The organism is Desulfovibrio sp. ZJ746, from assembly GCF_011039155.1.
Classification (GTDB): domain Bacteria; phylum Desulfobacterota; class Desulfovibrionia; order Desulfovibrionales; family Desulfovibrionaceae; genus Desulfovibrio.
The window spans coordinates 170,145-194,273 of sequence record NZ_JAAKEK010000005.1 but is presented as its reverse complement, the minus strand read 5'-3'; the positions used below and the strand labels follow the sequence as shown (position 1 = coordinate 194,273).

The window sequence follows — 24,129 nt, the reverse complement described above, 5'->3', positions numbered from 1 at the left end:
ATGGCAGGCCCCGCGCACATGCCCGGCCCGGGGCCGGCCAAGGGGGCGGCGCCCGTCACGGGCGGGGAAAAGCCGGGCTTCAGCTTCCTCGTCTGCCCTGACGGGCACATGCTGCGCCGCGCCCTTGACGACGCGCTCGCCGCCTGCCCGCCGGAGCGCGGCCAGTGGGAGCGCCATGTCTTCTGGGGTGACGAGGAGCCGCCGCCGCGTTTCTGGGAGCTTTTGAGCCTCGAGGAGCTCTTCGGCGCCTCCCGCGCCGTGGTGGTACGGCAGGCGCAGCTCTGGCCCGCGGCCGTGTGGAAAAAGCTCTCCCGGGCCATCGCCCGGCCCTCGGCGCGCGTGTGGCCCGTCTTCTGCCTCGAGGGCGAGTGGGAGAAGCGCCGCCCCAAGATCCCGGCCCATATCACCCGCCTGCGCTGCTTCGCCTTTGCCGACGGGCGCGGCTGGGTGTGGCGCGGCGAGGGCCTCGCCGAGCGCGACGTGCCCCGCCATGTGCGCGAGCGCGCCCGCGCCATTGGCCTCGCCTTCGAGCCGCAGGCGCTGGAACAGTTCTGCGCCTCGGTGCCGCCGGACGGCCTCGCCATCGAGAACGAGCTCGCCAAGCTCAGGCTCATGGCCGGCGACGCGCCCGTAACCTCCGCCATGACCGCCGCCGGCGGCTGGACGCCGGAATGCAATGTCTTCGCCTGCATCCGGCGCATGGAGAGCGGCGACCTCGCGGGCGTGTGGCGCGAGCTTGCGCGCAGCGAGGACGGCGACCGGCTGCTCTTTTCCCTCCTCGCGCTCCTGGCGCGCGAATGGCGCCTGCTCTGGCAGCTCCTGGCGGGCGAGGAGGTGCGGCTGCACCCCTCGGACGCCTCCTTCAAGCGCGCCCTCGCCCAGCGCCTGGGCGCCGCCGGCTTGGCGCGGGGTTTCGCGGCGCTCGCCGATGCGGAATGGCAGGTCAAGAGCGGGCGGCGGAGCCCTTCGCAGTCGCTGGAAAGCCTTGCCGCCGCCATGACCGCGCTCTGCGCGCCGCCGCGCCGGGCCTAATCCCCCCCCACGTCCCCTTCTTTGCTTTTGGGCGGAAGTGCGGTAGACAGGCCCTTCTTCCCCCGAAAGCGCTCTTGTCAAACCCCCAGGACTGCTTACTCTATGTCAGCCGGCCCCAAGGCCCCACCGCCGACCCATACCGGGCACCGCGCCCGGCTCCGCGAAAGGCTTGCCCGCGAACCGCTCGCCGTGGCCGATTATGAGGTGCTGGAGCTCCTCTTGGGCTATGCCCTGCGCCGCACGGATACCAAGCCGCTGGCGCGCGAGCTGCTGCGCCGCTTCGAGACCATCCGCGGCGTGCTGGACGCGAGGCCCGACGAGCTAACGCAGGTACCGGGCTTCGGGCCGGGGCTCCTGGCGTTCTGGCAGGTCCTGCGCGAGGTGCTGGCCCGGCGCGCTTCCGCGCCGCTCAGGCAACGCAAGCAGCTCGGCACGCCAGAGGCCGTGGCCCGCATGGCGCGCGAGCGCCTGTGCGCCTCGCCGCACGAGGAATGCTGGATCGCGCTGGTGGACGGGGCGAACCGCCTCCTCGCGTGGGAGCGCCTCTCCCACGGCGGCGTGAGCGCCGTGCCCCTCCAGCCGCGCAACGTGCTGGAAAGCGCCCTCCTGCGCAGGGCGAGCGGCATCATCCTCGTGCACAACCACCCGGGCGGCGACGCGTGGCCCTCGCAACCCGACCTGGCGCTCACGGCGGAGCTGCAACGCCTCGCCCCGCGCCTCGGCCTCCGTTTCGTGGACCATGTCATCGTCACCGAGGGCGACTGCTACAGCATCACCCAGTGCAAGGTTCTCTGAGTTTTCAGGGGGAAAAATGACCGAAGATACCAAAGATCCCGCCATCTTCCCGGACGGCGCGGAAGATCTCGACGCCGCCCGGACGGCTCCCGCCGCCGATGCCGCCCCGGGCGCCGCTGCCGCCCCCGGGGAGGGGGACGGCCCGGCCGCTGACCGGCCACTGCCGCCCGTGCTGCCCGTGCTGCCCGTGCGCGACGTGGTGGTGTTCAACTACATGATCCTGCCGCTCTTCATCAGCCGCGAAAAATCCGTCAGGGCCGTGGAGGCCGCGGTGCGCCGCGGGCGCCAGCTGCTCGTGGTGGCCCAGCGCGAGGAGGGCGTGGAGGACCCCGGCCCGGCCGACCTTTACCAGACCGGCACCGTGGTGCAGGTCATGCGCATGCTCAAGATGCCGGACGGCCGCATCAAGGTGCTGGTGCAGGGCGTGAGCCGCGCGCGCGTGGCCGGGTACCGCCAGGCCGAGCCCTTCCTCGAGGCCCGCGTGGAGCATGTGGCCGAGGCGCCCGTGCCCGCTGGCGCGGACGTGGAGGCGCTGTTGCGGTCCGTGCGCGAGCAGAGCGAGAAGGTGCTCTCGCTCAGGGGCATCTCCTCGCCGGACATCCTCGGCGTGCTCCAGGGCGTGGACGACCCCGGGCGCCTCGCGGACATCATCGCCGCCAACCTGCACATGAAGATGGCGGAGGCGCAGGCCATCCTCGAAGCCGGGGACCCGCTGGAGCGCCTGCGCCTCGTGCATGAGCGCCTGCAGCACGAGCTCGAGGTGGCCACCGTGCAGGCGCGCATTCAGGGCGCGGCCCGCGAGGGCATGGACAAGGCGCAGAAGGAATATTTCCTGCGCGAACAGCTCAAGGCCATCCGCCACGAGCTCGGCGACGGCGAGGACGATGCCGACGACGACCTCGCGAGCCTCAAGGCGGCGCTGGACAAGGCCGGCCTCAGCGGCGAGGCGCGCACCGAGGCCGACCGGCAGCTCAGGCGCCTTTCCACCATGCACGCGGATTCCTCCGAGGCGTCCGTGCTGAGATCCTATCTGGAATGGCTCGCCGACCTGCCGTGGAAGAAGCAGTCCCGCGACCGGCTCGACATCGCCCGCGCGCGCGACATCCTCGACGAGGACCATTGCGGGCTCGAGAAGGTCAAGGAGCGCATCCTCGAATTCTTGAGCGTGCGCAAGCTCAACCCGCGTTCCAAGGGCAGCATCCTCTGCTTCTCCGGCCCTCCGGGCGTGGGCAAGACCTCGCTCGGCCGGTCCATCGCGCGCGCCCTCGGGCGCAAGTTCCAGCGCCTCTCCTTGGGCGGCATGCACGACGAGGCCGAGATCCGCGGGCACCGGCGCACCTATATCGGCGCCATGCCCGGCCGCATCCTCCAGGCCCTGCGCCAGGCCGGCACGCGCAACCCGGTCATGGTGCTGGACGAGGTGGACAAGCTCGGCGCGGACTTCCGCGGCGACCCCTCCTCGGCGCTTTTGGAGGTGCTCGACCCGGAGCAGAACAACACCTTCAGCGACCATTACCTCAACGTGCCCTTCGACCTCTCGCGCGTGCTCTTCATCTGCACGGCGAACCACGTGGATTCCATCCCCGCGGCCCTGCGCGACCGCATGGAGGTCATCACGCTCCCGGGCTACACGCGGCAGGAAAAGGCCGAGATCGGCAAGCGGCACCTGTTGCCCAAGCGCGTGGAGGACACGGGCCTCAAGGAGGGCGACGTGCGCCTCTCGGACGCGGCCCTCGACAAGATCATCGCCGAATACACGCGCGAGGCCGGCGTGCGCAACCTTGAGCGCGAGCTCGGCGCCGTGTGCCGCAAGCTGGCGCGGCGCAAGGCCCAAGGGGCAAAGGGGCCCTTCCGCGTCAGCCCGGCGGAAGTGGAGAAATTGCTGGGCGCGCCGCGCTTTCTGGAAGACGAGAGCGAGGCCGAGCTCGAGCCCGGCATGGCGCTCGGCCTCGCCTGGACGCCGGCCGGCGGCGAGGTGCTGACCGTGGAGGCCTCGGCCGTCAAGGGCAAGGGCGCGCTCCTGCTGACAGGGCAGCTCGGCGATGTCATGAAGGAGAGCGCGCAGGCAGCCATGAGCTATATCCGCTCCCGGGCGGATGTGCTCGGGCTCGACCCGGCCTTTGCCGCCCGGCGCGACATCCACATTCATGTGCCCGCGGGCGCCACGCCCAAGGACGGTCCCTCGGCGGGCGTGACGCTCACCACGGCGCTCATTTCCGCGCTCACCGGGCAGCCGGCCCGCGCGGACCTGTGCATGACCGGCGAGATCACCCTGCGCGGCCGGGTGCTCCCCGTGGGCGGTATCAAGGAAAAGATCCTCGCCGGCGTGGCGCGCGGCCTCAGGCATGTCATCATCCCGCACCAGAACGTGAAGGATCTGGAAGACGTGCCCAGGGAGCTGCTGAAGCGCATCAAGGTGCATCCCGTGCGCAAGTATGACGAAGTGCTCTCCCTGGCCTTCGCCGGCGGAGCTTTGGCCGGCAACAGCGCCAAGCCCGCCAGCACATGCGGCGAAAAGGCGCCCGCAGAAAAGAAGCGCAAGGAGGCCGTGCCCCCGGCGCCGCCCAGGCGGCGCGCCCCGGCCACGCGGCTGCCCGACAGGCCCTCGGCCTGAGACACGGCCATGCGCCTTGGCGAATACGAGCGAAAGATCGCCCGGCAGTTGACAGAGGCGGGGGTGGACAGCCCCCGCCTTTGCGCGCGCCTGCTCTGCGCGCATGCGCTGGGGCTCACCAAGCTCGGCGTGGCGCTGGCGCCGGAGCGGGAGCTGGACGACGCCGAGGCGGCGCGGCTTATGGCCCTGGCAGCGCGGCGCGCCACGGGCGAGCCCCTGGCGCACATCACGGGCACGCGGGAATTTTTCGGCCGCGATTTCCGCGTCACGCGGCATACGCTGGTGCCGCGGCCGGAAACCGAGCTTCTGGTGGAGACGGCGCTGGAGCTCTTGCCCACAGGCCCGCTCCTGTTCGCGGACATGGGCACGGGCAGCGGCTCAATCGGCGTCACCCTCGCCTGCGAGCGCCCGCTGTGGCGCGGCGTCCTGCTGGAAAAGAGCGCCGAGGCGCTTGCGGTTGTCCGGGAGAATGCCGCGCAACTCCTCGCGGGGGAGGGCGCCGGGGAGGGCCCGGAGCACGGGGCCAGCCGGCTGGCACTGCTGCGCGCCGACCTCTTCGCCCCGCCGCTGCGGGCAGGCGCGTTGGATCTCGTCATCAGCAATCCTCCTTATATAAGTGAACGGGAGCGGGGCTGCGTCATGGACGAGGTGCTCCGCTTCGAGCCGGCATCCGCGCTGTTTTCGCCGGCGGATGGCCTTGCGCATCTCGCGGCCGTGGGCGAAGCGGCCCGGCGGCTGCTCAGGTGGGGCGGCCTCGTCATCCTCGAGCATGGCGCCGGCCAGGGGCCGCCCGTGCGCGGCCTGCTGGCGCAGCAGGGCTTTACGGGCATCGGGACGCGGCGCGACCTCGCGGGCCTCGAGCGCTGCACTTTTGGGCGCCTCGGCTGACGCATTAAGCTCCCGCGGCGGAAAAGATATTTTTTACTTGCCAAGAAAAGGGAAAGCGGTTAAGAAAGCAACTTGCCGCTGGCGTAGCTCAACTGGCAGAGCAGCTGATTTGTAATCAGCAGGTTGCGGGTTCGAGTCCCATCGCCAGCTCCACGAGACGCTGAACAAAAGCCCGAGCGGCTTTTGCGGCACTGTGGGGAGGGGTTCCCGAGTGGCCAAAGGGAACAGACTGTAAATCTGTCGTCGTAAGACTTCGGTGGTTCAAATCCACCCCCCTCCACCAGCCCTGCACATCGCGGAAGCCCGCTTCCGCGCAAGGCCCCAAAGGCCGTGCGGGGTGATACACTGGCTGCCTTGGCTGTAGGAGACAGGACGACTGTCGGGGAACTACGGCGCGGCGGACGCCGGGGCTTGAGGCCCCGGTGCGCGAAAATGCGCCGCCACTGTGCGGGAATAGCTCAACGGCTAGAGCATCAGCCTTCCAAGCTGAGGGTTGCGGGTTCGAATCCCGTTTCCCGCTCCATTCCTGCAAGATTCCCCCCCGTACCGACTCCCGCCAATGCGCTTCCCTGGGAACAGGGAAAGATTCGGGCGCCATGCGCCCATGGTTACGCGAAAGACGCCCCTGCCCCTCCGGCAGCGGCGGAGTGGAACCGCAACAGCAATTTTTTTCCAGGGAGACGTAAGATGGGCAAAGCGAAATACGAACGCAAGAAGCCGCATGTCAACATCGGCACCATCGGCCACATCGACCACGGCAAGACCACCCTCACCGCGGCCATCACCAAGATCGCCGGCCTCAAGGGCGAGGGCAGCTTCGTCTCGTATGACGAGATCGACAAGGCCCCCGAAGAAAAGGAACGCGGCATCACCATCGCCACGGCCCACGTGGAATACGAGACGCCCAAGCGCCATTACGCCCATGTGGACTGCCCCGGCCACGCCGACTACATCAAGAACATGATCACCGGCGCCGCCCAGATGGACGGTGGCATCCTCGTGGTGGCCGCCACCGACGGCCCCATGCCGCAGACCCGTGAGCATATCCTGCTCGCCCGCCAGGTGGGCGTGCCGCAGCTCGTGGTCTTCCTCAACAAGTGCGACCTCGTGGACGACGAGGAACTGCTTGAGCTCGTCGAGCTGGAAGTGCGCGAACTGCTCTCCCAGTACGACTTCCCCGGCGACGAGGTGCCGGTCATTCGCGGCTCCGCCCTCAAGGCGCTGGAGTGCGACAAGGCCGACGACCCGGCCGCCAAGTGCGTGGACGAGCTGCTCGAAGCCTGCGACTCCTTCATCCCCGACCCGGTGCGCGACATCGACAAGCCCTTCCTCATGCCCATCGAAGACGTGTTCTCCATCTCCGGCCGCGGCACCGTGGTGACCGGCCGTGTGGAGCGCGGCGTCATCAAGGTGGGCGACGAAGTGGAGATCGTGGGTATCAAGCCCACCCAGAAGACCACCTGCACGGGCGTCGAAATGTTCCGCAAGCTGCTCGACCAGGGCCAGGCCGGCGATAACATCGGCGTGCTCCTGCGCGGCACCAAGCGTGACGAGGTGGAGCGCGGCCAGGTGCTCGCGGCGCCCAAGTCCATCACGCCGCACAAGAAGTTCAAGGCCGAAGTGTACGTCCTCTCCAAGGAGGAAGGCGGCCGCCACACGCCGTTCTTCTCCGGCTACCGTCCGCAGTTCTACTTCCGCACCACGGACATCACCGGCGTCATCGACCTGCCCGAAGGCGTGGAAATGGTCATGCCCGGCGACAACTCGCAGTTCATCGTCGAGCTCATCGCGCCCATCGCCATGGAAGTGGGCCTGCGCTTCGCCATCCGTGAAGGCGGCCGCACGGTGGGCTCCGGCGTCGTCACCGAGATCCTCGAGTAGGGCCATGAGAGTCAACGTCATCCTGGCTTGCACCGAGTGCAAGCGGCGCAACTACAGCACCCGGAAGAACAAGAAGAACACCACCGGGCGTCTGGAAATGAAAAAGTATTGCCCCTGGGACAAGAAGCACACGGTGCATCGCGAAACCAGGTAGTCACTTTCCGCCGGGAGCGGGTCCCTTCCTCTCCCGGCGGCGCGCAGGGCAGTAGCTCTAACGGCTAGAGCGGCGGTCTCCAAAACCGCAAGTTGGGGGTTCGAATCCCTCCTGCCCTGCCATTTTTTATCTTCCGGGATGCACGCTATGGCAAAGAAACAGGCGCAGGCCGCGGACGACAGGGCCGAATCGGCGCCGAATCCCATCACGCGCTTCATCCGCTATGTGGAAGCCTCCAAAGCCGAGCTGCGCAAGGTCACCTGGCCCACGCTCAAGGAGACGCGCAAGGCGACCCTCGCCGTGCTGGGCTTCGTGGCCGTCATGGCCGTCATTCTGGGCCTGATAGACCTTGGTCTCTCAAGCCTGATCAAGACCATCCTGTCCTGAAGGCCGCTATGAACGATTCCGTCGCAGATACCGCCCCCGAGGGGGTGGCCGCGCCCGCGGCCGCAAACCCGGAAACGGCGGCTCCCGATACGCCCGCCGGCAAAAGGGCGCGCTGGTACATCGTGCACACCTACTCGGGCTTTGAGCAGCGTGTGCAGAAGACCATTGCCGAAATGCAGCGCACCGGCCAGGACCAGGGCCTCATCGAGGAAGTGGTGGTGCCCACCGAAAAGGTGCAGGAGCCTTCCCGCCACGGCGAAAAATCCCGCACGACCACGCGCAAGTTCTATCCCGGCTATATCATGGTGCGCATGGTCATGACCGATCTTTCCTGGCATCTCGTGCAGTCCATCCCCAAGGTCACGGGCTTCGTGGGCGGCAAGAACCGCCCCGCGCCCATGCGCGACGGCGAGGCCGAGCGCATCCTGAAGCTCATGGAGATGCGCCAGGAGACGCCCCGGCCCAAGTTCAACTTTGAGGTCGGCGATGATGTGCGCGTCATTGAAGGGCCTTTTGACGGCTTCAATGGCGTGGTTGAGGAAGTGAACCACGACAAGGGCAAGCTGCGCGTCTCGGTGTCCATCTTCGGGCGCCAGACCCCTGTCGAGCTGGATTTCGGGCAGGTCTCCAAGGGCTAGGCCCGGGCCTCCCCCGCGCGTCCCCCACGGGGCGCGCCTCATGATGAAGGATGTGAGAAATGGCCAAGAAAGAAGTTGCCAAGATCAAGTTGCAGATCCCTGCCGGCGCCGCCAATCCGTCGCCCCCGGTGGGCCCGGCCCTGGGCCAGCACGGCCTGAACATCATGGGCTTCTGCAAGGAATTCAATGCCCGCACCCAGGACCAGAAGGGGATGATCATCCCCGTGGTCATCACCGTCTATGCCGACCGTTCCTTCACCTTCATCACCAAGACGCCGCCCGCGGCGGTGCTGATCATGAAGGCGGCGAAGATCGAGAAAGGTTCCGGCGAGCCCAACCGCAACAAGGTGGGCAGCCTCACCCACGCCCAGGTGGAAGAGATTGCCAAGCTCAAGCTGCCGGACCTCAATGCGGCGAGCCTTGAGGCGGCCGTGAAGTCCATCGCGGGCACCGCCCGGAGCATGGGCATCGACGTGAAGTAGGCGCCGTACGCCATACCGACGGCGGCCGGCTCTCCGCGACGTTGCGCGAGCCCGCCGCCCTGTATCGCCATCACTTGTACTGCCCTGGCCGACCCAGTTCCGGCAACGGCAGGAGATAAGCAAAGGATCGAGACATGCCCAAGCATGGCAAGAATTTTCGGAAGGCGGTGGAAGCCTGTGACGTGCAGGAGCGCTACAGCGTTGAGGACGCGGTGGCCAAGTCACTCGACGCCTCCTTCGCCAAGTTTGACGAAACGGTGGACGTGGCCCTGCGTCTCGGCGTTGACCCCAAGTATTCCGACCAGATGGTGCGCGGCGCCGTGACCCTGCCGCACGGCCTTGGCAAGACGGTACGCGTGGCCGTCTTCTGCAAGGGCGAGAAGCAGGCCGAGGCCAAGGCCGCCGGCGCGGACATCGTGGGCGCGGAGGACCTTGTCGCCAAGATCAAGGACGGCTGGCTCGAGTTCGACGCGGCCGTAGCCACCCCTGATGTCATGGCCCTCGTGGGCCAGATCGGCCGCGTGCTCGGCCCTCGCGGGCTCATGCCCAATGCCAAGACGGGCTCCGTCACCTTCGATGTGGCCAAGGCCGTGAACGAGCTCAAGGCCGGCCGCGTGGACTTCAAGGTGGACAAGGCGGGCGTCCTGCATGCGCCGCTCGGCAAGGTCTCCTTCGGGCCGGAGAAGGTGCTCGGCAACCTGAAGGCCCTGCTCGAGGCGGTCAACCGCCTGAAGCCTTCCGCCGCCAAGGGCAACTACATGCAGTCCATGGCCATTTCCACCACCATGGGCCCGGGCCTCAAGGTGGATATGCCCCAGGTGAAGAAATTTCTTGAAGGCTAGGGCGCGGGGCTTGCCCCGCGCGTTGCCGGGCCACAGCGCCGGGCGCGCCTTCAAGGGTTGCATCGCAACCACAGGCAGAGGAAACGGAATACGGGTCGAAGACGGCAGGCGGGCTTGCCCTCAATTTCCTGCCCAGACTTCTCTTTGGCTCGGCATTCCACCTGGCACCCCTGACGTGAGAGGTATCACGTGCAAAGGTCTGAAAAAGCCGTAATCATCGAGGACATCAAGTCTCGCGCAGATGCTTCCTCCTTTGCGGCGCTCACGGACTTCAAGGGCATGTCGGTGGAAGAGCTGACGAACCTTCGGGTGCGCCTGCGCGGCGCCGGCGGCGAATACCACGTCGTCAAGAACACCCTGGCTCGCATCGCTCTTACCGGCGGCAAACACGACGCCATCAAGGACAAGTTCCATGAGAACTGCGGCGTGGCCCTCGGGTTCGACGACCCTGTGGCGGTGGCCAAGGCGTTGAGCGACTTCGCCAAGCAGAGCAAGCTGTTCAGCCTGCGCTGCGCCAGCCTGGACGGCAAGGAGATGTCCGCCGAACAGGTGGAGGCCCTGGCGAAGCTGCCCGGCAAGGAGCAGCTGCTCGGCCAGCTGCTCGGCACCATGAACGCCGTGCCCACCAACTTTGTGTCGCTCTTCGCCAATATGCTGCGCGGGCTGCTCTACGCCCTCAAGGCTATTGAGGAGAAGAAGGGCAACGCCGCGGCCTAGCCGCGCGAACGCGCAACAACCAGCCAAAGACCAGGAGACCCATCATGGCCGTTACCAAGGAAGAAGTGGTTGAATTCATCTCCAATATGACCGTTCTCGAGCTCTCCGAATTCATCAAGGAGCTTGAGGAGAAATTCGGCGTGTCCGCCGCGGCCCCGGCTGCCGCCATGGTCATGGCCGCTCCGGGCGCCGGCGCCGACGCCGCCCCGGCCGCCGAGGAAAAGACCGAGTTCGACGTGGTGCTCAAGGCCGCCGGCGCCAACAAGATCGGCGTCATCAAGGTCGTGCGCGCCCTGACGAGCCTGGGCCTCAAGGAAGCCAAGGAAAAGGTGGACGGCGCCCCCTCCACCCTCAAGGAAGGCGTTTCCAAGGAAGAGGCCGAGGAAGCCAAGAAGCAGCTCACCGAGGCCGGCGCCGAGGTGGAGATCAAGTAAGCCTTCCGCCTTTCGGCGGTGCAGGATTTACGATAGGACGGCGGTCTTTCGGGGCCGCCGTTTTTTGTTTTGTGGCTTGAGTGAAGGAACAGCGGGAACAGGTGGGGGAAGCGCTCGCGTGCTGCCGAAGGGGGCAGAGGTGAAGTGGAGCGGGCGTGCTATCCCTGAGCCGCAGCGGGGGCAGGAGGGAAGATGTGGATCGGGGAACGGGGGGCGACACGAAATCCCGTGCAGTATGGGGAAAGTGCGTGCGTGCTAAACGGCCCCGAAGCCCGGGATGTGGGCGCGCCGCTCCAGCCAGTGCAACAGCCAGCTCGCCAGTGTTACCATGATGAGGTAGTAGGCGCCGACGGTGAGAAAGACCTCGGTGAAGCGGAAGGTGTCGGACGCGACCACCTTGCCCTCGCCCATGAGCTCCATGCAGGTGACGAGATAGGCGAGGGAGCTGTACTTGATGAGGTAGACGATCTCGTTGCCGCAGCCCGGGAGCGCCCGGCGCGCGGCCTGCGGCACCACGATCCAGAGGATGGTCTGCCACTGGGTGAAGCCGAGGGACTGCGCGGCCAGAATCTGCCCGCGCCGGATGGAGAGCAGCGCCCCGCGCACATATTCCGACTGGTAGGCCGAGGTGCAGAGGATGAAGGCGGTGAGGGCCGCGCCATAGGGCGCGAAATAGATGCCGAGCTTGGGCAGCGCGTAGTAGATCATCATGAGCTGGATGGCGAGCGGCACACCGCGCAGAAGCGCGGTGTAGGCGTTGCCGAGGCGCCGGAGCCAGCGTGGCCCGAAGGCGCGGGCGCAGCCCAGGGCCACGCCGCCCACGAAGCCCAGGGTCGCCGCCGGGATGATGAGCGCGAGCGAGACCATGAGCCCCTTGTTGAGGGCGGGCAGAAGCTCCTGGGTGAAGAAAACCGTGTCCAGCATGGGTTTTGCGCGATCCTTTGCCCGGCGGCCGAAGCAGGCTCTCGCCGGCGTCATCCAGCCTTTGGTGCAGGCCGTTACGGTAGGGGATTCCGCCCATCCGCGCAACAAAAAACAGCTTCCCGCCGCGCGGGGCTGGTGAAAGCCCCGGAACGGCGGGAAGCGGCGGAGACGGGCCTGGCGGCTGTTATTTCGCTGCCGCGCACTTCTTCTTGAGCGCGTCGGCCACGGTGGCGCCCAGGGCGTAGCAGGCCTTCATGTCGTCTTTGGTGGGGCGCCACGAGCACTTGACGGGCTCGGCCGGCATCTCCATGTGCATGGCCGCAAGGCGCGCCTGGAGCTGCTTCGGAGCCTCGCCAGACCACCCGAAGGAGCCGAAGGCGCCGCCAATGCGGTTTTGCGGGCGCAGCCCTTCCATATAGGTGAGCATGGCGGCCACCAGCGGCAGGATGCCGTTGTTGTGCGTGGGCGAGCCGGCGAGCACGGCGCCGCAGTCGGCCAGTTCGGTCATGATGGCGCTGTGGTGGTTGTGCTTGACCGACATGATGCGCGCGGGCACGCCGTTTTCCGCAAGGCCGTTGCACACGGCATAGGCCATGTGCTCGGTGGACTTCCACATGGTGTCGTAGAAGATGACGGCGCGCTGCTGCGGCTTCTGCTCGGCCATCTTGCGGTACATGTCGATGATGAAGCGCACGGCGTCGCGGCCGCGGTGGATGAGGCCGTGGTCGGGCGCGATCATGTCGATGTCGAGGCTCTCCACCACGGGCAGCGCCTTGAGCACCGTGGGCGAATAGGGGAGGACGATGTTGTAGTAGTATTCCTTGATGCGGCGCACGAATTCGCCCTGGTCATCAAAATCGTCCGTGAAGCGGGCGGTGCTCGCGATGTTCTGGCCGAAGATGTCGTTGCTGATGAGCAGCTTTTCTTCCGGGATGTAGGAGACCATGCTGTCCGGCCAGTGGAGCATGCGCGTTTCCTGGAAGATGATGCGCCGGCTGCCCAGCTCCAGCACGTCGCCGCTTTTCACGGCCTGGATGGGCCAGTCCTTGCCGGCGAAATAGCCGGCCATGGTCTTCAGGCCGAGCTGGGACACGAAGATCTTTTCCGGCCGGACGCGCTCCACGATCTCGGCGAGCGCGCCCTGGTGGTCCAGCTCCATGTGGTTGCAGACGATATAGTCCACCTTGTCCGGCGGCATGGTCTTGGCGAGGCGGCAAAGCAGGGCGCCTTCCTTGCCGGAGGGCACGCAGTCGACCAGGGTGTTTTTTTCGTCCTTGATGAGGTAGGCGTTGCAGGTGGTGCCGTCGGGGCAGCGGGAATAGCCGTGGAAGTCGCGGTGGTCGAAATCGACCTCGCCGACCCAGAAAATATCCTTCTTGATTTCAATGGGCTGCATGATGTCCTCCGAGCAGGGCAGGGGCGCCTCGGCGCCGGAACGAAAAACCGCGCCGTTCCCGGCGCGTATCCGCAAACGCCCCGCCTCGCCGGTGGGGCAAGACGGGGCGGTGTCAGTTTGTCGCGCCGCGGTGCGCGCTACATTTTGTTGAACTGGTCCTTCCCCACGCCGCAGACCGGGCAGGTCCAGTCGTCGGGCAGGTCTTCAAAGGCCACGCCGTCGTGTTCCTTGGGTTCGTATTCGTAGCCGCAGACGCTGCAAACATAGTTGGCTGCCATGATGTTCACTCCTTGGGCGCCGAGGCGCCGGGGCTTCAGTTTTCGGCCTTCCAGAGACCGTGCAGGTTACAGAATTCGCGGGCCGTCACCTTGTCGGCCTCCACCTCGTCGAAGAAGGCTTCGGGCTCGTCGGCCGGGGTGAGGAAGCGGCGGTAGACCTTGCCGTCGTCGGTGACGAGCTCGATCCACTCGATATAGTGCTTCTCCTCCATGGGGTGCCGGGCGCTCCCGATCTTGACGTGGTAGCCCTTCTTCCACTTCTCGATGACGGGCACATGCTTTTCGGTGGCGCCGTCGGTGGAGCCGGCCTGCATGAGCTTCATGGGCTGCCCGCAGCACACGAGCTCTCCGTCGCCGGGGTGGAGCACTTCGACGATATTGCCGCACACATTGCACTTATACACTTCAAGCCTTTTGGTCATACCGCAACCTCTCGGGTAAGGGGTCTCATCGGACCTTCATGGGAGCCGGCGCGTTGGCGGCTGCGGCTCCGGGGGCGGGAGGCGCCACATCGGGCTGTCTCCTACCGGCCTGCTAAGATTATGGCGGAAAGCGGCCTCTTTGTAAAGGCGTTTGTCAGGGGCCGGGAGGCGTGGGTTCGGGGCCGGCAGGCGCCGGAGCGGCGGGGAAGGGCTGCCCGGCGCCTGCCTTGCGGCGCACGCCGAGCACATTGGGGAGCTGCGCCTTGAGATTGCCCGTCACGAGCAGCGAAGGCGCGTGCATGCCGCCCATCTCGCGGCGAAGCGAGTGCGAGCGCACGAGCAGGCCGGCCTGCGCGCCGCCCTCCACATACATGACCGTGCGCACGTCCAGCGGCAGGTGGAGCAATTGCTGGGCGAAGGCATAGGCCTCAACGGGCGCGCGGCTGTGGAGGAAGAGGATGCGCCCCTCCCCGTCCTGCGCCACGGCGGAGATGGAATAGAGCGGGCCGCCCGGGCTCCAGAGGATGCGGCGGTCGGCATTGATCATGCGGTAATTCTGGATGACGAGGTCATATTTCCCGATGCGCTCCTGCCAGCCGGGCATGTCGCGGTCGACGATGGCGGCGGGGGGCAGCCCGGCGGTGCCCGGGCCGGCCACGAAGAAGGCGCCGAAGCGGTCCACGAGCCGGCCATTGTTGACGTGGCCCGCGCCGCGCATATAGCCCGTGCTGGTGGAGCCGTCCTCGCGGTACATGCTGGCATTGATGGCGGCCACGAGGCCGCGCTCCTCGCCCCAGGCGTCGAGAGTGCGCGGGCCCTTGCCGTCGGCGGAGCTCGCGCAGAGCTCGAACTCGAAGTGTTCCGGGTCGATGCGCAGGGCCGTGAGCCGGAAGTCTCCGCCTTCGAGGCGGAACTCGCCGAACTCCAGCCCCGGTTCGAGCGTTAGCCACTGGGCGCCGCCCTCGGCGTCGATGCCCACCCTGTTCCTGCCGGAAGCGTTGCGGGCCTTGGGGGCGGGCGCCGGGGTTTCCTCCGGGGCGGCCGGGGGCGGCTGGGGAGGCGCGGGGGCGAGGCCCCTGTCCGCGCGCAAGGCCTCGGCCGCGGCTTCGGGGGCTTGGGCAGGCAGGCCGCCGGCGGGAGCTTCCGCCCAAGCCGTGACGGGCGCGGCGAGCAGGCACAGCCCGAGCGCGCAGAGCGCCGCCAGGGCGCGAAAGCGGCGGGCGCGGCTGGTCTGGAGAACTGACTGGCAAATGCGGCGCATGGCGGTGAGGAAAGGGCCACGCACATCGCGTACCCTGCGGCAGTGGCTGGGCGCCGGCAGCCTTTCCTGCCTGAGTTTTTAAGCCCCGGCCGCGGCTTTGGCAAGGTTTTGCGCCGTGGAGATTGACATATCAATATATCTTGATATAGAAATACTTTGTCCGGGATCAATCATCCACGGCGTACAACCATCCAAAGGGCATCTTTCGGGCGGCAACCCGGCGCAGCACCGCGTCGTCGGCAATTCCCGCCATAAAGTCCAAGGAGCGACCCATGCGTATCGGCACCCTGATCCGCCAGGCGGAGCGTCCGTTCTTTTCCCTCGAATTTTTCCCGCCGGCCGAGGAGGGGCAATTGCCCGCCTTTTACGCCACCGTGGAGGAGCTGCGGGCGCTCCGGCCGCTCTTTGTGTCCGTCACCTACGGGGCCGGCGGCTCCAGACAGCGCAACACCCTGGCCGTCACGGCGGAGCTCGCGCGGCGCGGCTTCACGGCCATGGCGCACCTCACCTGTGTGGGTGCGCAGCCCGGGGACATCGCCGCCTTTTTGCGCGAGCTGCGCGCCCACGGCGTGGCCAATGTGCTCGCCCTGCGCGGCGACCCGCCCAGGGGGACGACGTGGGAAAGCACCTGCGGCGCCTTCCGCCATACCGCCGAGCTCGTGCGCTTCATCCGGGAGTGCGAGCCCGACATGGGCATCGGCGTCGCGGCCTATCCCGCGCCCCATCCCGAGTCCCCCACTTTTGCCCTCGACCGCCGCTATACGGCGGAAAAGATCGCCGCCGGCGCGGATTTCGCCATCACCCAGCTCTTTTTTGACGTGCGCGAATACGAAGCCTTGGTGGAGAGCCTGCGCGAACACGGGCTGGACGTGCCCGTGGTACCCGGCATCCTGCCCATCCAGAGCCTGGATTCCCTGCGCCGGGTGCTCTCGCTCTGCGGGGCCAATATCCCGGGCAAGCTCTACCTCGACCTGGAGGAGGCCCACAAGGCCGGCGGCGCCGAGGCCGTGCGGGAGGCGGGGCTGGCCTTTGCCGTGCGCCAGATCCGCCGGCTCATGGACATGGGCGCCCCGGGCATCCATCTCTATACCCTGAACAAGCCCGGCCTCTGCCGCCGCATCGCGGAGGAAGTCCGGTTCTAGGGGCAGGCGAGGCCCCATCCTCAGCTTGACCGCCGGCGCCAAGGCCCCTAGGCTTGCGCCATGAGTATCGAGAAAAGCCACCGGCCGCTGCTGGCGGCCATTTGCGCCTCCCTGTTCTGCATGCCCTTCATGCTCGCCGGGGTGAACGCGGTGCTGCCGGCCATCGGTGAAAGCCTGGACGCCAGCGCCCGGCAACTGAGCCTCATCGGCGCCTTCTACTCGCTGGGCCTCGCCGTGTTCCAGCTCGCTTCCGGGAGCCTTGGCGACATTTTCGGGCGCCGGCGCATCTTCCTCCTGGGCATCGCCATGTTCGCCGTGTGCGGCGCGGCCCTGGGCTTCGTGCGCTCGGTGCCGCTCTTCATCGCCCTGCGCTTCTTCCAGGGGCTCGGGGGCGCCATGTTCAACGCCAGCGGCCTCGCGCTCCTGGCCTCGGCCGCGCCGCCGGAAAAGCGGGCGGCCTATCTTGGCTTCAGCGGCGCCGCCGTGTACGCGGGCATCGCCTGCGGGCCGCCCATCGCCGGCTTCGTGACCGGCGTGCTCGGCTGGCACTGGCTGTTCTGGGGCAATGCGCTCGCCTTTGTGGGCGTTTTCTGGCTGATGAAGGCTACAGTGCGGCAGGAGTGGCGCACCGCCGCCGGCCAGCCCTTCGACGCCTCGGGCTGCGTCATTTACGGCTGCGCCATGATCGCGCTCACCTTCGGCGCCTCGGAGCTCGCAGAGCAGCCCGGCCTCGCCTGGTGCCTGCTGGCGGCCTTCGCCGGGCTCATCTTCTTCTTCTGGCTGCACGAGCTCAAAAGCCGGTATCCGCTGCTCGACATGCGCCTGCTCGCGCAAAACCGGGTCTTCGCGCTGTCCTCGCTGGCGGCCTTCGTCAATTACAGCTCCTTTTTCGGCATCCTCTTTTTCTTCAGCCTCTATCTCCAGGTGGGCCGCGGCCTTGAAGTGGAGGAGGCCGGCTTGGTGCTCGCCTTCCAGTCCGTGGTGCAGGCCCTCACCACGCCGCTCGCCGCGCGCCTGTGCAGGAGCTGGCGCCCGGGCCATGTGAGCGCCGTGGGCGTGGCCTTGTGCGGGGTGGGCCTCGCCGTGGCGGCCTTTTTGACACTGGAGTCGCCGCTTGCGCTGATCTTCGTCATCCAGGCCTTTCTCGGGGCCGGCATGAGCCTCTTTGCATTGTCCAACACGTCCATCATCCTCGAAAGCGCGGGCGAGACGCACGTGGGGCAGGCATCCGGGCTCACCGGCGCTGTACGCACGGCCGGCCAGCTCTTCAACATGGTCGTCATTACCCTGACGCTCGGCTTCTTCCTCGGCAATGCGCCGGTGGACGCCGCAACCCTGCCGGCCTTCATGCGCTGCATGCGGGTGGACCTCGTCATTTTCTGCCTCTGCAACCTCGCGGCAATCTGGTGCGTGCTGGCGCGGAACAGGAACTGATTTTCCCGCTTTGCCGGGAACTTGGAGGCAACTTGCGCCCCGCCTGTAAAAAGCATAAAAAAAGTCTAAAGTTTTGCCGGCCATGGCCGTAAAGAGCTGCAGGATGGTGTCTCATGCCTGATATGCGCAGCCTGCAAATGCGGATCATGCTCCAGAGCTATGAGCAGCAACTGCTCGCGGCACGCCGGCTGGCGCGTTTCCGCGTCAAGCGGCGCCTGGCCGCGGGCGAGAAGCCCCAGGACCCGGACCCGTCCGTTAATCGCCGTGTCTTTGTGGAAAAAGTGGCACGGGAATTGTATGAGACCCTCATATTCACGGGAAGCGCCAATCCCGTGGTGGAGGACATCCGCGCGGAGCTCAGCGAGGCCATGGGCCTTGAAGTGGGCTTCACCTACCCGCCGGGGGCGCGGCTCCGCATCGTGGCCATTGAGCCGGAAGGTCAGCGGCCGTTGAGCGCGGAGGAAGAGCGGCGCGCGCGGCATGCCTTGTGGCGCATCACGCGCCAGAAAGTTGACCAGGGCATGCTGGAGAAGCCCGAAAGGGCCGAAGCCGTCTGCTGAAAGGCCAGGGCGCCGGGCGTGGGACGGCGCGAAGCATGAGACCCGCCGCAGGGGAGAACCCCTGCTGAAGGAGCAGAGAATGGAAATCCGCAATGCCGGCATGGGCTACCCGCTGCTTGACCCTTATGCCAACAGCTCCGCGGCCAACGCGGCGGAGAAAAGCGGCGAGGCCGCCGCGGGCCGGGCGAAGCCGGCCGAAGAGAACAGCTCCGGCGGCGACACCATCAGCGTTTCGCGCGATGCCCTCCTGCTCACCGAGGCGCGGCGCACGGCCCAGAACACGCCCGACGTGCGCGCCGACCGCGTGGCCGAGCTCCGCGAGCAGGTGGCCAACGGCACCTACACTATCGACGCCCAGGCCATCGCCGAGAGCCTGGTGCGCGAGGAGCCCTCGCTCTTCCGCATCGTGTGAGCGGGCGCACCACAGCAGCCGAAACTACCAGCCAGAATGCGGCCGTTCCTTTGGGAGCGGCCGTTTTTTATTTTAGGCATGGTTTCTGCATATTGAGGGCAAGCACAGCCAGAGCGCCGCTTTCCAGACCCCCCGGATAAGGGCGGGAACACCGCAATCTCAGGCCATGGGCCGGCGGCGCGGAGGGAGTATCCATGCAATCGTTCTTCAAGATTTTGACGCCGCTGTTCCGCTGCCTGTGGGCCCTGGCCCTCGCCGTGAGCATCCTTGGCTGGTCCGCGCCGGCGGAGGCCGTGCGCATCAAGGACATCGCCACCTTCTCCGGCGTGCGCGACAACCAGCTCATCGGCTACGGCCTCGTGGTGGGCCTCGCGGGCACGGGCGACAAGAAGGATTCGGCCTTCACCATGAGCTCCATGAAGAACATGCTCGACCGCATGGGCATCGGGCTCAATTCCTCGGCGCTCAAGGTCAAGAACGTGGCCTCGGTCATGGTCACGGCGCGCATGCCCGTCTCCTCCAAGCCGGGCACGCGGCTCGACGTGACCGTCTCCTCCGTGGGCGACGCGACCTCGCTGCTCGGCGGCGTGCTGCTCCAGACGGCGCTCAAGGGCGTGGACGGCAAGACCTACTGCCTCGCCCAGGGCGCGCTCACCGTGGGCGGCTATTCCGTCAACGGCGAGGCCGCGACCACCTCCAAGAACGTGAGCACCGTGGGCCTCATCCCCGGCGGCGGCATCGTGGAGCGGGCCATCCCCTTCGAGTTCAACCAGCAGGACAAGCTCACCCTCAACATGCGCGTGGGCGACTTCACCACGGCGCAGCAGATCGCCGAGCGCCTCAACACCGCCATGGGCGGCTCCTTCGCGCGCGCCGTGGACGCCATGAGCGTGAGCCTCGACGTGCCGCCGCAGTACCGCAACAATCTCGTCCCGCTCATGGCCTCGGTGGAAAACCTCGAGGTCACGCCCGACACCGCCGCCAAGGTGGTGGTGGACGAAAAGACCGGCACCGTCGTCCTCGGCAAGGACGTGCGCATCACGCGCGCGGCCGTGGCCCACGGCAATTTGCAGATAACCGTGCAGGAGAACGAGCAGGTCTCGCAGCCCGGGCCCTTCTCGCAGGGGCAGACCGTTGTCACGCCCGAGACGGACATCAATGTCCGCGAGGAGAGCCGCCGCCTGCACATGGTGGAAGGCGCCACCCTGCAGGAGCTGGTGGACGGCCTCAACGCCATCGGCGCCACCCCGCGCGACCTGATTTCCATCCTGCGCAGCCTGCAGGTTTCCGGCTCGCTGCATGCGGATCTGGAGGTAATCTAAGATGACCACGCCCCTTGACGCCACGGCCCTCGTGACCTCCCAGACCGGCGCCGCCGACCAGTCGCGCCGCGAGCTGCAGGCCAAGCTCACCGGCCTTGGCGGCATCAATGGGCGCAAGCTCTCGCCCGAAGCCCAGGAGAAGAAGCTGCGCGAGGCCTGCGAGGGCTTCGAGTCGGTCTTCATCCAGAAGATGTGGCAGGAGATGCGCAACACTATCCCCAAGGGCGGCCTCATGCACGGCAAGGAGGAGCGCTTCTGGCAGGACATGTATGACCAGGAGCTCTCCAAGTCCATGACCAGCGCCGGCGGCATCGGCCTTGCGGACATGATGTACGCCCAGCTCTCGCGCAATCTCGTTTCCGCCAGCCGCAGCGCGGCCGGCGCCAGCCAGGGCCGGGCCTTCGCGCCCGAGGCCGCGCCCCTGCTGGACGCTCCGGCGCCTGAGGCCCCGGCGGCTGACGCCCCCAAGGCGCAGCCGGCGCAGGCAAAGGCGTCGGCGCAAGCGGCGGCCTCCATCTATGACGGCGCCGCGCCGGGCGTGGCCGCCGTGGCGGAAGATGGACAGAACGCCCCCGCCGCTCCGGCCGCAGCCCCCGCGGTGAACGGCCAGACGGCCCAGGCTGTGGCCGCCGCTGCCGCCCCGGCCGCCCAGACCGCGGGCACCGCGGAAGAGGCCGTCGAGCTCAACCCCGAGGTGGAGCGCGCCCTCGCCGCCCTGCGCGCGCGCCAGGCCCTGCACCACAAGGAAGAGGCCGGGACGGCCCAGCCGCAGGGCGCCCCCGCCGCGGCTTCGGCCGGAGCGCAGGCCGTGGCCGGCGCCCAGCACAAGCGGCCCGCGCCGGCTTCGGCCCTCGAGCTCGCCCAGGTGGCGCGCCGCGAGGCCGGGGACAAGCTCGGCTCGCATGCCGTGCGGCCGCCCCTGCACCAGCCCTCGCCGCGTCACAGCGCTGACGCCGCCCAGCAGGTGGCGCAGCCCGCCCAGGCTGAAGGCGTCCCTGCCGCTTCCGCCCAGGCCGTGGCCGATGCGGAGAGCGCGCAGGCCCCCGGCCGCGCCCGCAACGTGCGCTTCTCAACCAACATGAGCACGGCCGAGCGCAACAGGCGCGGCCTGAAGCCCATCCGGGTGCTCAATGTGGACAATGTGGGCGTCAACAGCAAGGCCGGCGCCGGCATCGCCGCCTACCACGCCGCCAATGAGGCGCAGGCCGCGGCTGCGGCCTCCGCTGAAGCGGCGCAGCCCGCCCCGCTCACGGCCCCGGTCGCACCCCAGGCCGGCCCCCAGGTCACCCCGGCGTCTGCTCCCGCCGAAGCCGCGGCCTCGGGCAACTTCACCATCCCGCCGCTGACCGCGGCGGATGCGCGGGGCTAGGCCGTGCGGATGCTGACAGCTGGCCGCCCCCTCACGCCGGAGCGGGCGTCCTATCCATGGCATAAATTTTGCTTTGTTACTGGCACAGCCAGATTTTTCGGCAGGTTCTGCCTGCCATGTCCGCAAGAGAGGACAGGATGTACCAGATAATCCACGAAAGTTTATCCCGCCAGGACAAGGCCCTGGCGCTGTTGCACGAGCTCCTCGAGGAGGAGTACGGCATCCTCATGAGCCGCAATACGGACGGAGTGGCCGCGCTGGAGTTCTCCATCCAGGAGCTCATCCGCCAGGTCGCCGTGGAAAAGACCCTTGTCATCCGCACCCTTGGCGGCGTGCGGGTGAGCGAGTACGCGGCGAAGCTCCCCGAGGGCGAGGGCGCCGCTCTTTTGACGCTGTTCGCTTCCATTGACGACGGCGAGCAGCAGGTGTCGCGCCAGGCTTCGCGCAACGCGCAGCTTTCGCTCGCGCTGCTCGACCAGAGCACCCGCACCCTGCAGGCGCTGACCAGCCAGGCCGCGCCGCCGCGCGCGGGCGTCTACGGGCGCCGGGGCGGGATGCGCCATGAGATGCACCCGCAGGCCGCGCTCATCTCCGGGAGGCTCTAGGCCATGCTCAACGGACTGCTCAATATCGGCCAGTCGGCCCTCAACGCATCGCAGGCGTGGATCTCGGTCACGGGCAACAACCTTGCCAACGTGGATACCGAGGGCTATTCGCGCCAGTATGTGGACCAGAAGGACGCCGGCGGCCTCAAGTACAAGCCGGGGGCGCAGCCGCTGGGCGTCAATGCCCAGCAGATCATGCGCTTCTTCGACGCATTTCTTGAGCGCTCCTATGTGAAGCAGTCCACCAATTCGTCGCGTTGGGACCAGCAGGACACCATCATGGCCTCGCTGGAAAACATCTTCAACGAAGCCAACCGCGCGGGCATCAGCTCCTCCCTGACCAGCTTCTTCAACGCCTGGCAGGATCTCGCCCTGCGCCCGGACGACACGGCCGTCCGCGAAAGCCTGCTCTCCTATGCCGACAACCTGAGCGACATGTTCGGCAACACCATGGACGCCATCAAGAACATCCAGAACGAGATGGATGTGTCCATCAAGCAGGGCGTCAACCGCGTCAACGACATCGCGGTGGCCATTTCCGACCTGAACCGCCAGATCACCGCCCAGACCGTGGACGGCATCAGCAACCCCAATTCGCTGCTCGACAAGCGCGACCAGCTGGTGCGCGAGCTCGCCACCCTCGTGGACGTGGAGACCATCGACCACGGCAAGGGCAATTTCCGCGTGCAGCTCTCCACCGGGCAGCCCCTCGTGGACGGCATCGTGACCTACGAGCTTGAGGTCATGGGCCCGCGCGCCGAGAACCACCTCAAGTCCGGCTCGACCTACGCGGGCAGCATCAATTTCACGGGCAACGACAGCCACGAATACACCGTGGAGATCGTGCGCGGCGGCGATGCCGGCGGTGACGAGCCCCCGCAGTTCCGCGTGTCCCTTGACGGCGGCAAGACCTGGCTGCGCGGCGACGACGGCCAGGAACTGCGCTTTGACATCACCAACAGCGGCAAGACCGACGAGAACGGCAACCCCGTCACCGACGAGGTGCTGGTCAAGGACCTCAAGATCTCCTTCTCCTCGGTGGAGAATTTCCACGAGGGCGACCAGTTCGACATCATCCCCAAGGACGGCCTCTACTGGATCGAGCCCTCGCGCGGCCCCCAGAACATCACTCCGCAGATCGGCTTTGACGGGCAGGACAACAAGAACCGCGTCACCGGCGGCAAGCTCGCGGCCTATTACAATATCCGCGACGACAATTGCGGCCGCTACATGGACGAGCTCAACGCCGTGGCCTCCTCGCTCATCTGGGAGGTCAACCGCATCCACAGCCAGGGCGCGGGCCTTTCCAAGCTGACCTATGCCCAGGGCCAGCAGCGCGTGGAGGACACCAAGCAGGCCCTCGGCTCGCCGCAGGCCATCCTGCCTTTTTCCGACAAGCTCCAGGCCGGCAATGTCAACTTCCATTTTTATGACAGCGTCACCGGGGACCACCTTGATTCCGCCATGCTCGATTTCGGCGGCGGCGCCAATTTCGACCCCTCCGTCCACACTCTCGAGGATGTGCGCGACGCCATCAACAACATGAGGCTTGAGGACGGCCGGCAGCCGCTCGTGGCCAGCATCCAGGACGGCAAGCTGCTCATCGAGACGCAGGCCGGCGCCAATATCGAGTTCGCCATGGGCGCGGACAGCTCAGGCCTCATGGCGGCGCTCGGCATCAACACCTTTTTCAGCGGAAGCGACGCCACCGACCTCGCGGTCAACACCCAGGTCCACAGCAATACGCACCTCATCGCGTCCGGCCAGGTGAACGGCCAGTTCCAGACCAATGTGGGCGACAACATCACGGCCACGGCCATCGGCAAGCTCATCGACAAGCCGGTGACCATTTCCACGCTCTGGAAGACCGTCGACAACCAGACCATTTCGCAATACTACGCCAACCTCGTCACCACCGTGGGCGCGGACAGGCGCCTTTCCAAGACCAATACCGAATACCATACCGCCCTCACCGAGGATCTTTCCGAACGGGTGGAGTCGGTCACTGGCGTGAACATGGACGAGGAGATGAGCAATCTCATCAAGTACCAGCATTCCTACACGGCGGCAGCCAAGCTCATCACCACCGCTGACCAGATGCTGCAAACCCTTCTCGGCCTCAAGCAGTAAGGGGGGAGCA

The 24,129-nt window shown here is 67.1% G+C and carries 25 protein-coding genes and 4 tRNA genes; 24 read left to right on the top strand and 5 right to left on the bottom strand.

Annotated features, from left to right (window positions below; all coding sequences use genetic code 11):
• From holA to rplL, 16 genes are all read left to right on the top strand, one after another.
• Positions 1–1,032, top strand: a complete 1,032-nt coding sequence (holA, locus tag G7Y54_RS09400; RefSeq protein ID WP_241159443.1) for a DNA polymerase III subunit delta — start codon at positions 1–3, stop codon at positions 1,030–1,032.
• Positions 1,033–1,134: 102 nt separating this feature from the next.
• Positions 1,135–1,827, top strand: coding sequence for a DNA repair protein RadC (gene radC, locus G7Y54_RS09395; protein WP_165079043.1), 693 nt, complete (start codon positions 1,135–1,137; stop codon positions 1,825–1,827).
• Between the two features lie 16 nt (positions 1,828–1,843).
• Positions 1,844–4,441, top strand: a complete 2,598-nt coding sequence (lon, locus tag G7Y54_RS09390; RefSeq protein ID WP_165079042.1) for an endopeptidase La — start codon at positions 1,844–1,846, stop codon at positions 4,439–4,441.
• 9 nt (positions 4,442–4,450) lie between these two features.
• The gene (gene prmC, locus G7Y54_RS09385; RefSeq protein ID WP_165079041.1) at positions 4,451–5,329 is read left to right on the top strand and encodes a peptide chain release factor N(5)-glutamine methyltransferase; all 879 of its coding nucleotides are present in this window, start codon (positions 4,451–4,453) and stop codon (positions 5,327–5,329) included.
• Between the two features lie 77 nt (positions 5,330–5,406).
• A tRNA-Thr gene (locus tag G7Y54_RS09380) sits at positions 5,407–5,482 on the top strand.
• A 44-nt stretch (positions 5,483–5,526) separates the two neighbouring features.
• Positions 5,527–5,612: transfer RNA gene (locus G7Y54_RS09375), tRNA-Tyr, on the top strand.
• Positions 5,613–5,776: 164 nt separating this feature from the next.
• Positions 5,777–5,852 (top strand) — tRNA-Gly (locus G7Y54_RS09370).
• 164 nt (positions 5,853–6,016) lie between these two features.
• Positions 6,017–7,210 carry an elongation factor Tu gene (tuf, locus tag G7Y54_RS09365; RefSeq protein WP_165079040.1) on the top strand — a complete coding sequence of 398 codons (1,194 nt, stop codon included), beginning with the start codon at positions 6,017–6,019 and terminating at the stop codon, positions 7,208–7,210.
• A 4-nt stretch (positions 7,211–7,214) separates the two neighbouring features.
• Positions 7,215–7,364, top strand: coding sequence for a 50S ribosomal protein L33 (gene rpmG / locus G7Y54_RS09360; RefSeq protein WP_165079039.1), 150 nt, complete (start codon positions 7,215–7,217; stop codon positions 7,362–7,364).
• Positions 7,365–7,409: 45 nt separating this feature from the next.
• Positions 7,410–7,486 (top strand) — tRNA-Trp (locus tag G7Y54_RS09355).
• A 25-nt stretch (positions 7,487–7,511) separates the two neighbouring features.
• A complete protein-coding gene (gene secE / locus G7Y54_RS09350; protein ID WP_165079038.1) occupies positions 7,512–7,751 on the top strand; it encodes a preprotein translocase subunit SecE in 240 nt (79 codons plus the stop codon).
• Positions 7,752–7,759: 8 nt separating this feature from the next.
• Complete coding sequence (nusG, locus tag G7Y54_RS09345; protein WP_165079037.1) at positions 7,760–8,389, top strand: transcription termination/antitermination protein NusG; 630 nt, start codon at positions 7,760–7,762, stop codon at positions 8,387–8,389.
• A gap of 59 nt (positions 8,390–8,448) precedes the next feature.
• Positions 8,449–8,871 carry a 50S ribosomal protein L11 gene (rplK, locus tag G7Y54_RS09340; RefSeq protein WP_165079036.1) on the top strand — a complete coding sequence of 141 codons (423 nt, stop codon included), beginning with the start codon at positions 8,449–8,451 and terminating at the stop codon, positions 8,869–8,871.
• A gap of 134 nt (positions 8,872–9,005) precedes the next feature.
• Positions 9,006–9,713, top strand: a complete 708-nt coding sequence (gene rplA / locus G7Y54_RS09335; protein ID WP_165079035.1) for a 50S ribosomal protein L1 — start codon at positions 9,006–9,008, stop codon at positions 9,711–9,713.
• A gap of 189 nt (positions 9,714–9,902) precedes the next feature.
• Positions 9,903–10,430: a 50S ribosomal protein L10 gene (gene rplJ, locus G7Y54_RS09330; RefSeq protein WP_165079034.1), complete on the top strand. Its 528-nt coding sequence runs from the start codon at positions 9,903–9,905 to the stop codon at positions 10,428–10,430.
• A gap of 44 nt (positions 10,431–10,474) precedes the next feature.
• Positions 10,475–10,864 (top strand): 50S ribosomal protein L7/L12, encoded by a 390-nt coding sequence (gene rplL, locus G7Y54_RS09325; protein WP_165079033.1) that lies wholly within the window; start codon positions 10,475–10,477, stop codon positions 10,862–10,864.
• A gap of 255 nt (positions 10,865–11,119) precedes the next feature.
• Here the strand turns inward: rplL and G7Y54_RS09320 are convergent, their stop codons facing one another.
• The 5 genes from G7Y54_RS09320 to G7Y54_RS09300 form a co-directional block, all read right to left on the bottom strand.
• Positions 11,120–11,788, bottom strand: a complete 669-nt coding sequence (locus G7Y54_RS09320) for an amino acid ABC transporter permease (RefSeq protein ID WP_165079032.1) — start codon at positions 11,786–11,788, stop codon at positions 11,120–11,122.
• Between the two features lie 184 nt (positions 11,789–11,972).
• Positions 11,973–13,184 (bottom strand): FprA family A-type flavoprotein, encoded by a 1,212-nt coding sequence (locus tag G7Y54_RS09315; RefSeq protein ID WP_165079031.1) that lies wholly within the window; start codon positions 13,182–13,184, stop codon positions 11,973–11,975.
• 137 nt (positions 13,185–13,321) lie between these two features.
• Positions 13,322–13,462 carry a rubredoxin gene (locus G7Y54_RS09310; RefSeq protein ID WP_165079030.1) on the bottom strand — a complete coding sequence of 47 codons (141 nt, stop codon included), beginning with the start codon at positions 13,460–13,462 and terminating at the stop codon, positions 13,322–13,324.
• A 35-nt stretch (positions 13,463–13,497) separates the two neighbouring features.
• Positions 13,498–13,884, bottom strand: a complete 387-nt coding sequence (locus G7Y54_RS09305; RefSeq protein ID WP_165079029.1) for a desulfoferrodoxin — start codon at positions 13,882–13,884, stop codon at positions 13,498–13,500.
• A gap of 154 nt (positions 13,885–14,038) precedes the next feature.
• Positions 14,039–15,169, bottom strand: a complete 1,131-nt coding sequence (locus tag G7Y54_RS09300; protein WP_241159442.1) for a phosphodiester glycosidase family protein — start codon at positions 15,167–15,169, stop codon at positions 14,039–14,041.
• Between the two features lie 248 nt (positions 15,170–15,417).
• On the opposite strand from G7Y54_RS09300, the gene G7Y54_RS09295 reads away from it, so the two are divergent.
• The 8 genes from G7Y54_RS09295 to flgK all read left to right on the top strand — a co-directional run bounded on the left by G7Y54_RS09295 (position 15,418) and on the right by flgK (position 24,119).
• Positions 15,418–16,287 carry a methylenetetrahydrofolate reductase gene (locus G7Y54_RS09295; RefSeq protein ID WP_165079028.1) on the top strand — a complete coding sequence of 290 codons (870 nt, stop codon included), beginning with the start codon at positions 15,418–15,420 and terminating at the stop codon, positions 16,285–16,287.
• A 60-nt stretch (positions 16,288–16,347) separates the two neighbouring features.
• Positions 16,348–17,721: an MFS transporter gene (locus tag G7Y54_RS09290; RefSeq protein WP_165079027.1), complete on the top strand. Its 1,374-nt coding sequence runs from the start codon at positions 16,348–16,350 to the stop codon at positions 17,719–17,721.
• Between the two features lie 113 nt (positions 17,722–17,834).
• On the top strand, positions 17,835–18,281 hold the full coding sequence (locus tag G7Y54_RS09285; RefSeq protein ID WP_165079026.1) for a DVU0524 family FlgM-associated protein: 447 nt from the start codon (positions 17,835–17,837) through the stop codon (positions 18,279–18,281).
• Between the two features lie 79 nt (positions 18,282–18,360).
• Positions 18,361–18,693, top strand: coding sequence for a flagellar biosynthesis anti-sigma factor FlgM (flgM, locus tag G7Y54_RS09280; RefSeq protein ID WP_165079025.1), 333 nt, complete (start codon positions 18,361–18,363; stop codon positions 18,691–18,693).
• A gap of 194 nt (positions 18,694–18,887) precedes the next feature.
• The gene (locus G7Y54_RS09275) at positions 18,888–20,015 is read left to right on the top strand and encodes a flagellar basal body P-ring protein FlgI (protein ID WP_165079024.1); all 1,128 of its coding nucleotides are present in this window, start codon (positions 18,888–18,890) and stop codon (positions 20,013–20,015) included.
• 1 nt (position 20,016) lies between these two features.
• A complete protein-coding gene (locus G7Y54_RS09270) occupies positions 20,017–21,384 on the top strand; it encodes a rod-binding protein (protein WP_165079023.1) in 1,368 nt (455 codons plus the stop codon).
• A gap of 137 nt (positions 21,385–21,521) precedes the next feature.
• Positions 21,522–21,989: a flagellar export chaperone FlgN gene (flgN, locus tag G7Y54_RS09265; protein ID WP_165079022.1), complete on the top strand. Its 468-nt coding sequence runs from the start codon at positions 21,522–21,524 to the stop codon at positions 21,987–21,989.
• 3 nt (positions 21,990–21,992) lie between these two features.
• On the top strand, positions 21,993–24,119 hold the full coding sequence (gene flgK, locus G7Y54_RS09260; protein WP_165079021.1) for a flagellar hook-associated protein FlgK: 2,127 nt from the start codon (positions 21,993–21,995) through the stop codon (positions 24,117–24,119).
• Positions 24,120–24,129 lie beyond the last annotated feature (10 nt).

What these genes read in the sequence shown, in the direction of transcription:
- G7Y54_RS09290 (WP_165079027.1), top strand. Translation starts at nt 16,348, where the DNA reads ATGAGTATCGAGAAAAGCCACCGGCCGCTGCTGGCGGCCATTTGCGCC.
- rplL (WP_165079033.1), top strand. Translation starts at nt 10,475, where the DNA reads ATGGCCGTTACCAAGGAAGAAGTGGTTGAATTCATCTCCAATATGACC.
- G7Y54_RS09320 (WP_165079032.1), bottom strand. Translation starts at nt 11,788, where the DNA reads ATGCTGGACACGGTTTTCTTCACCCAGGAGCTTCTGCCCGCCCTCAAC.
- G7Y54_RS09275 (WP_165079024.1), top strand. Translation starts at nt 18,888, where the DNA reads ATGCAATCGTTCTTCAAGATTTTGACGCCGCTGTTCCGCTGCCTGTGG.
- rpmG (WP_165079039.1), top strand. Translation starts at nt 7,215, where the DNA reads ATGAGAGTCAACGTCATCCTGGCTTGCACCGAGTGCAAGCGGCGCAAC.
- prmC (WP_165079041.1), top strand. Translation starts at nt 4,451, where the DNA reads ATGCGCCTTGGCGAATACGAGCGAAAGATCGCCCGGCAGTTGACAGAG.
- G7Y54_RS09305 (WP_165079029.1), bottom strand. Translation starts at nt 13,884, where the DNA reads ATGACCAAAAGGCTTGAAGTGTATAAGTGCAATGTGTGCGGCAATATC.
- G7Y54_RS09315 (WP_165079031.1), bottom strand. Translation starts at nt 13,184, where the DNA reads ATGCAGCCCATTGAAATCAAGAAGGATATTTTCTGGGTCGGCGAGGTC.
- G7Y54_RS09310 (WP_165079030.1), bottom strand. Translation starts at nt 13,462, where the DNA reads ATGGCAGCCAACTATGTTTGCAGCGTCTGCGGCTACGAATACGAACCC.
- nusG (WP_165079037.1), top strand. Translation starts at nt 7,760, where the DNA reads ATGAACGATTCCGTCGCAGATACCGCCCCCGAGGGGGTGGCCGCGCCC.
- flgK (WP_165079021.1), top strand. Translation starts at nt 21,993, where the DNA reads ATGCTCAACGGACTGCTCAATATCGGCCAGTCGGCCCTCAACGCATCG.
- secE (WP_165079038.1), top strand. Translation starts at nt 7,512, where the DNA reads ATGGCAAAGAAACAGGCGCAGGCCGCGGACGACAGGGCCGAATCGGCG.
- G7Y54_RS09270 (WP_165079023.1), top strand. Translation starts at nt 20,017, where the DNA reads ATGACCACGCCCCTTGACGCCACGGCCCTCGTGACCTCCCAGACCGGC.
- flgM (WP_165079025.1), top strand. Translation starts at nt 18,361, where the DNA reads ATGGAAATCCGCAATGCCGGCATGGGCTACCCGCTGCTTGACCCTTAT.
- flgN (WP_165079022.1), top strand. Translation starts at nt 21,522, where the DNA reads ATGTACCAGATAATCCACGAAAGTTTATCCCGCCAGGACAAGGCCCTG.
- G7Y54_RS09295 (WP_165079028.1), top strand. Translation starts at nt 15,418, where the DNA reads ATGCGTATCGGCACCCTGATCCGCCAGGCGGAGCGTCCGTTCTTTTCC.
- rplA (WP_165079035.1), top strand. Translation starts at nt 9,006, where the DNA reads ATGCCCAAGCATGGCAAGAATTTTCGGAAGGCGGTGGAAGCCTGTGAC.
- G7Y54_RS09285 (WP_165079026.1), top strand. Translation starts at nt 17,835, where the DNA reads ATGCCTGATATGCGCAGCCTGCAAATGCGGATCATGCTCCAGAGCTAT.
- tuf (WP_165079040.1), top strand. Translation starts at nt 6,017, where the DNA reads ATGGGCAAAGCGAAATACGAACGCAAGAAGCCGCATGTCAACATCGGC.
- radC (WP_165079043.1), top strand. Translation starts at nt 1,135, where the DNA reads ATGTCAGCCGGCCCCAAGGCCCCACCGCCGACCCATACCGGGCACCGC.
- holA (WP_241159443.1), top strand. Translation starts at nt 1, where the DNA reads ATGGCAGGCCCCGCGCACATGCCCGGCCCGGGGCCGGCCAAGGGGGCG.
- lon (WP_165079042.1), top strand. Translation starts at nt 1,844, where the DNA reads ATGACCGAAGATACCAAAGATCCCGCCATCTTCCCGGACGGCGCGGAA.
- rplK (WP_165079036.1), top strand. Translation starts at nt 8,449, where the DNA reads ATGGCCAAGAAAGAAGTTGCCAAGATCAAGTTGCAGATCCCTGCCGGC.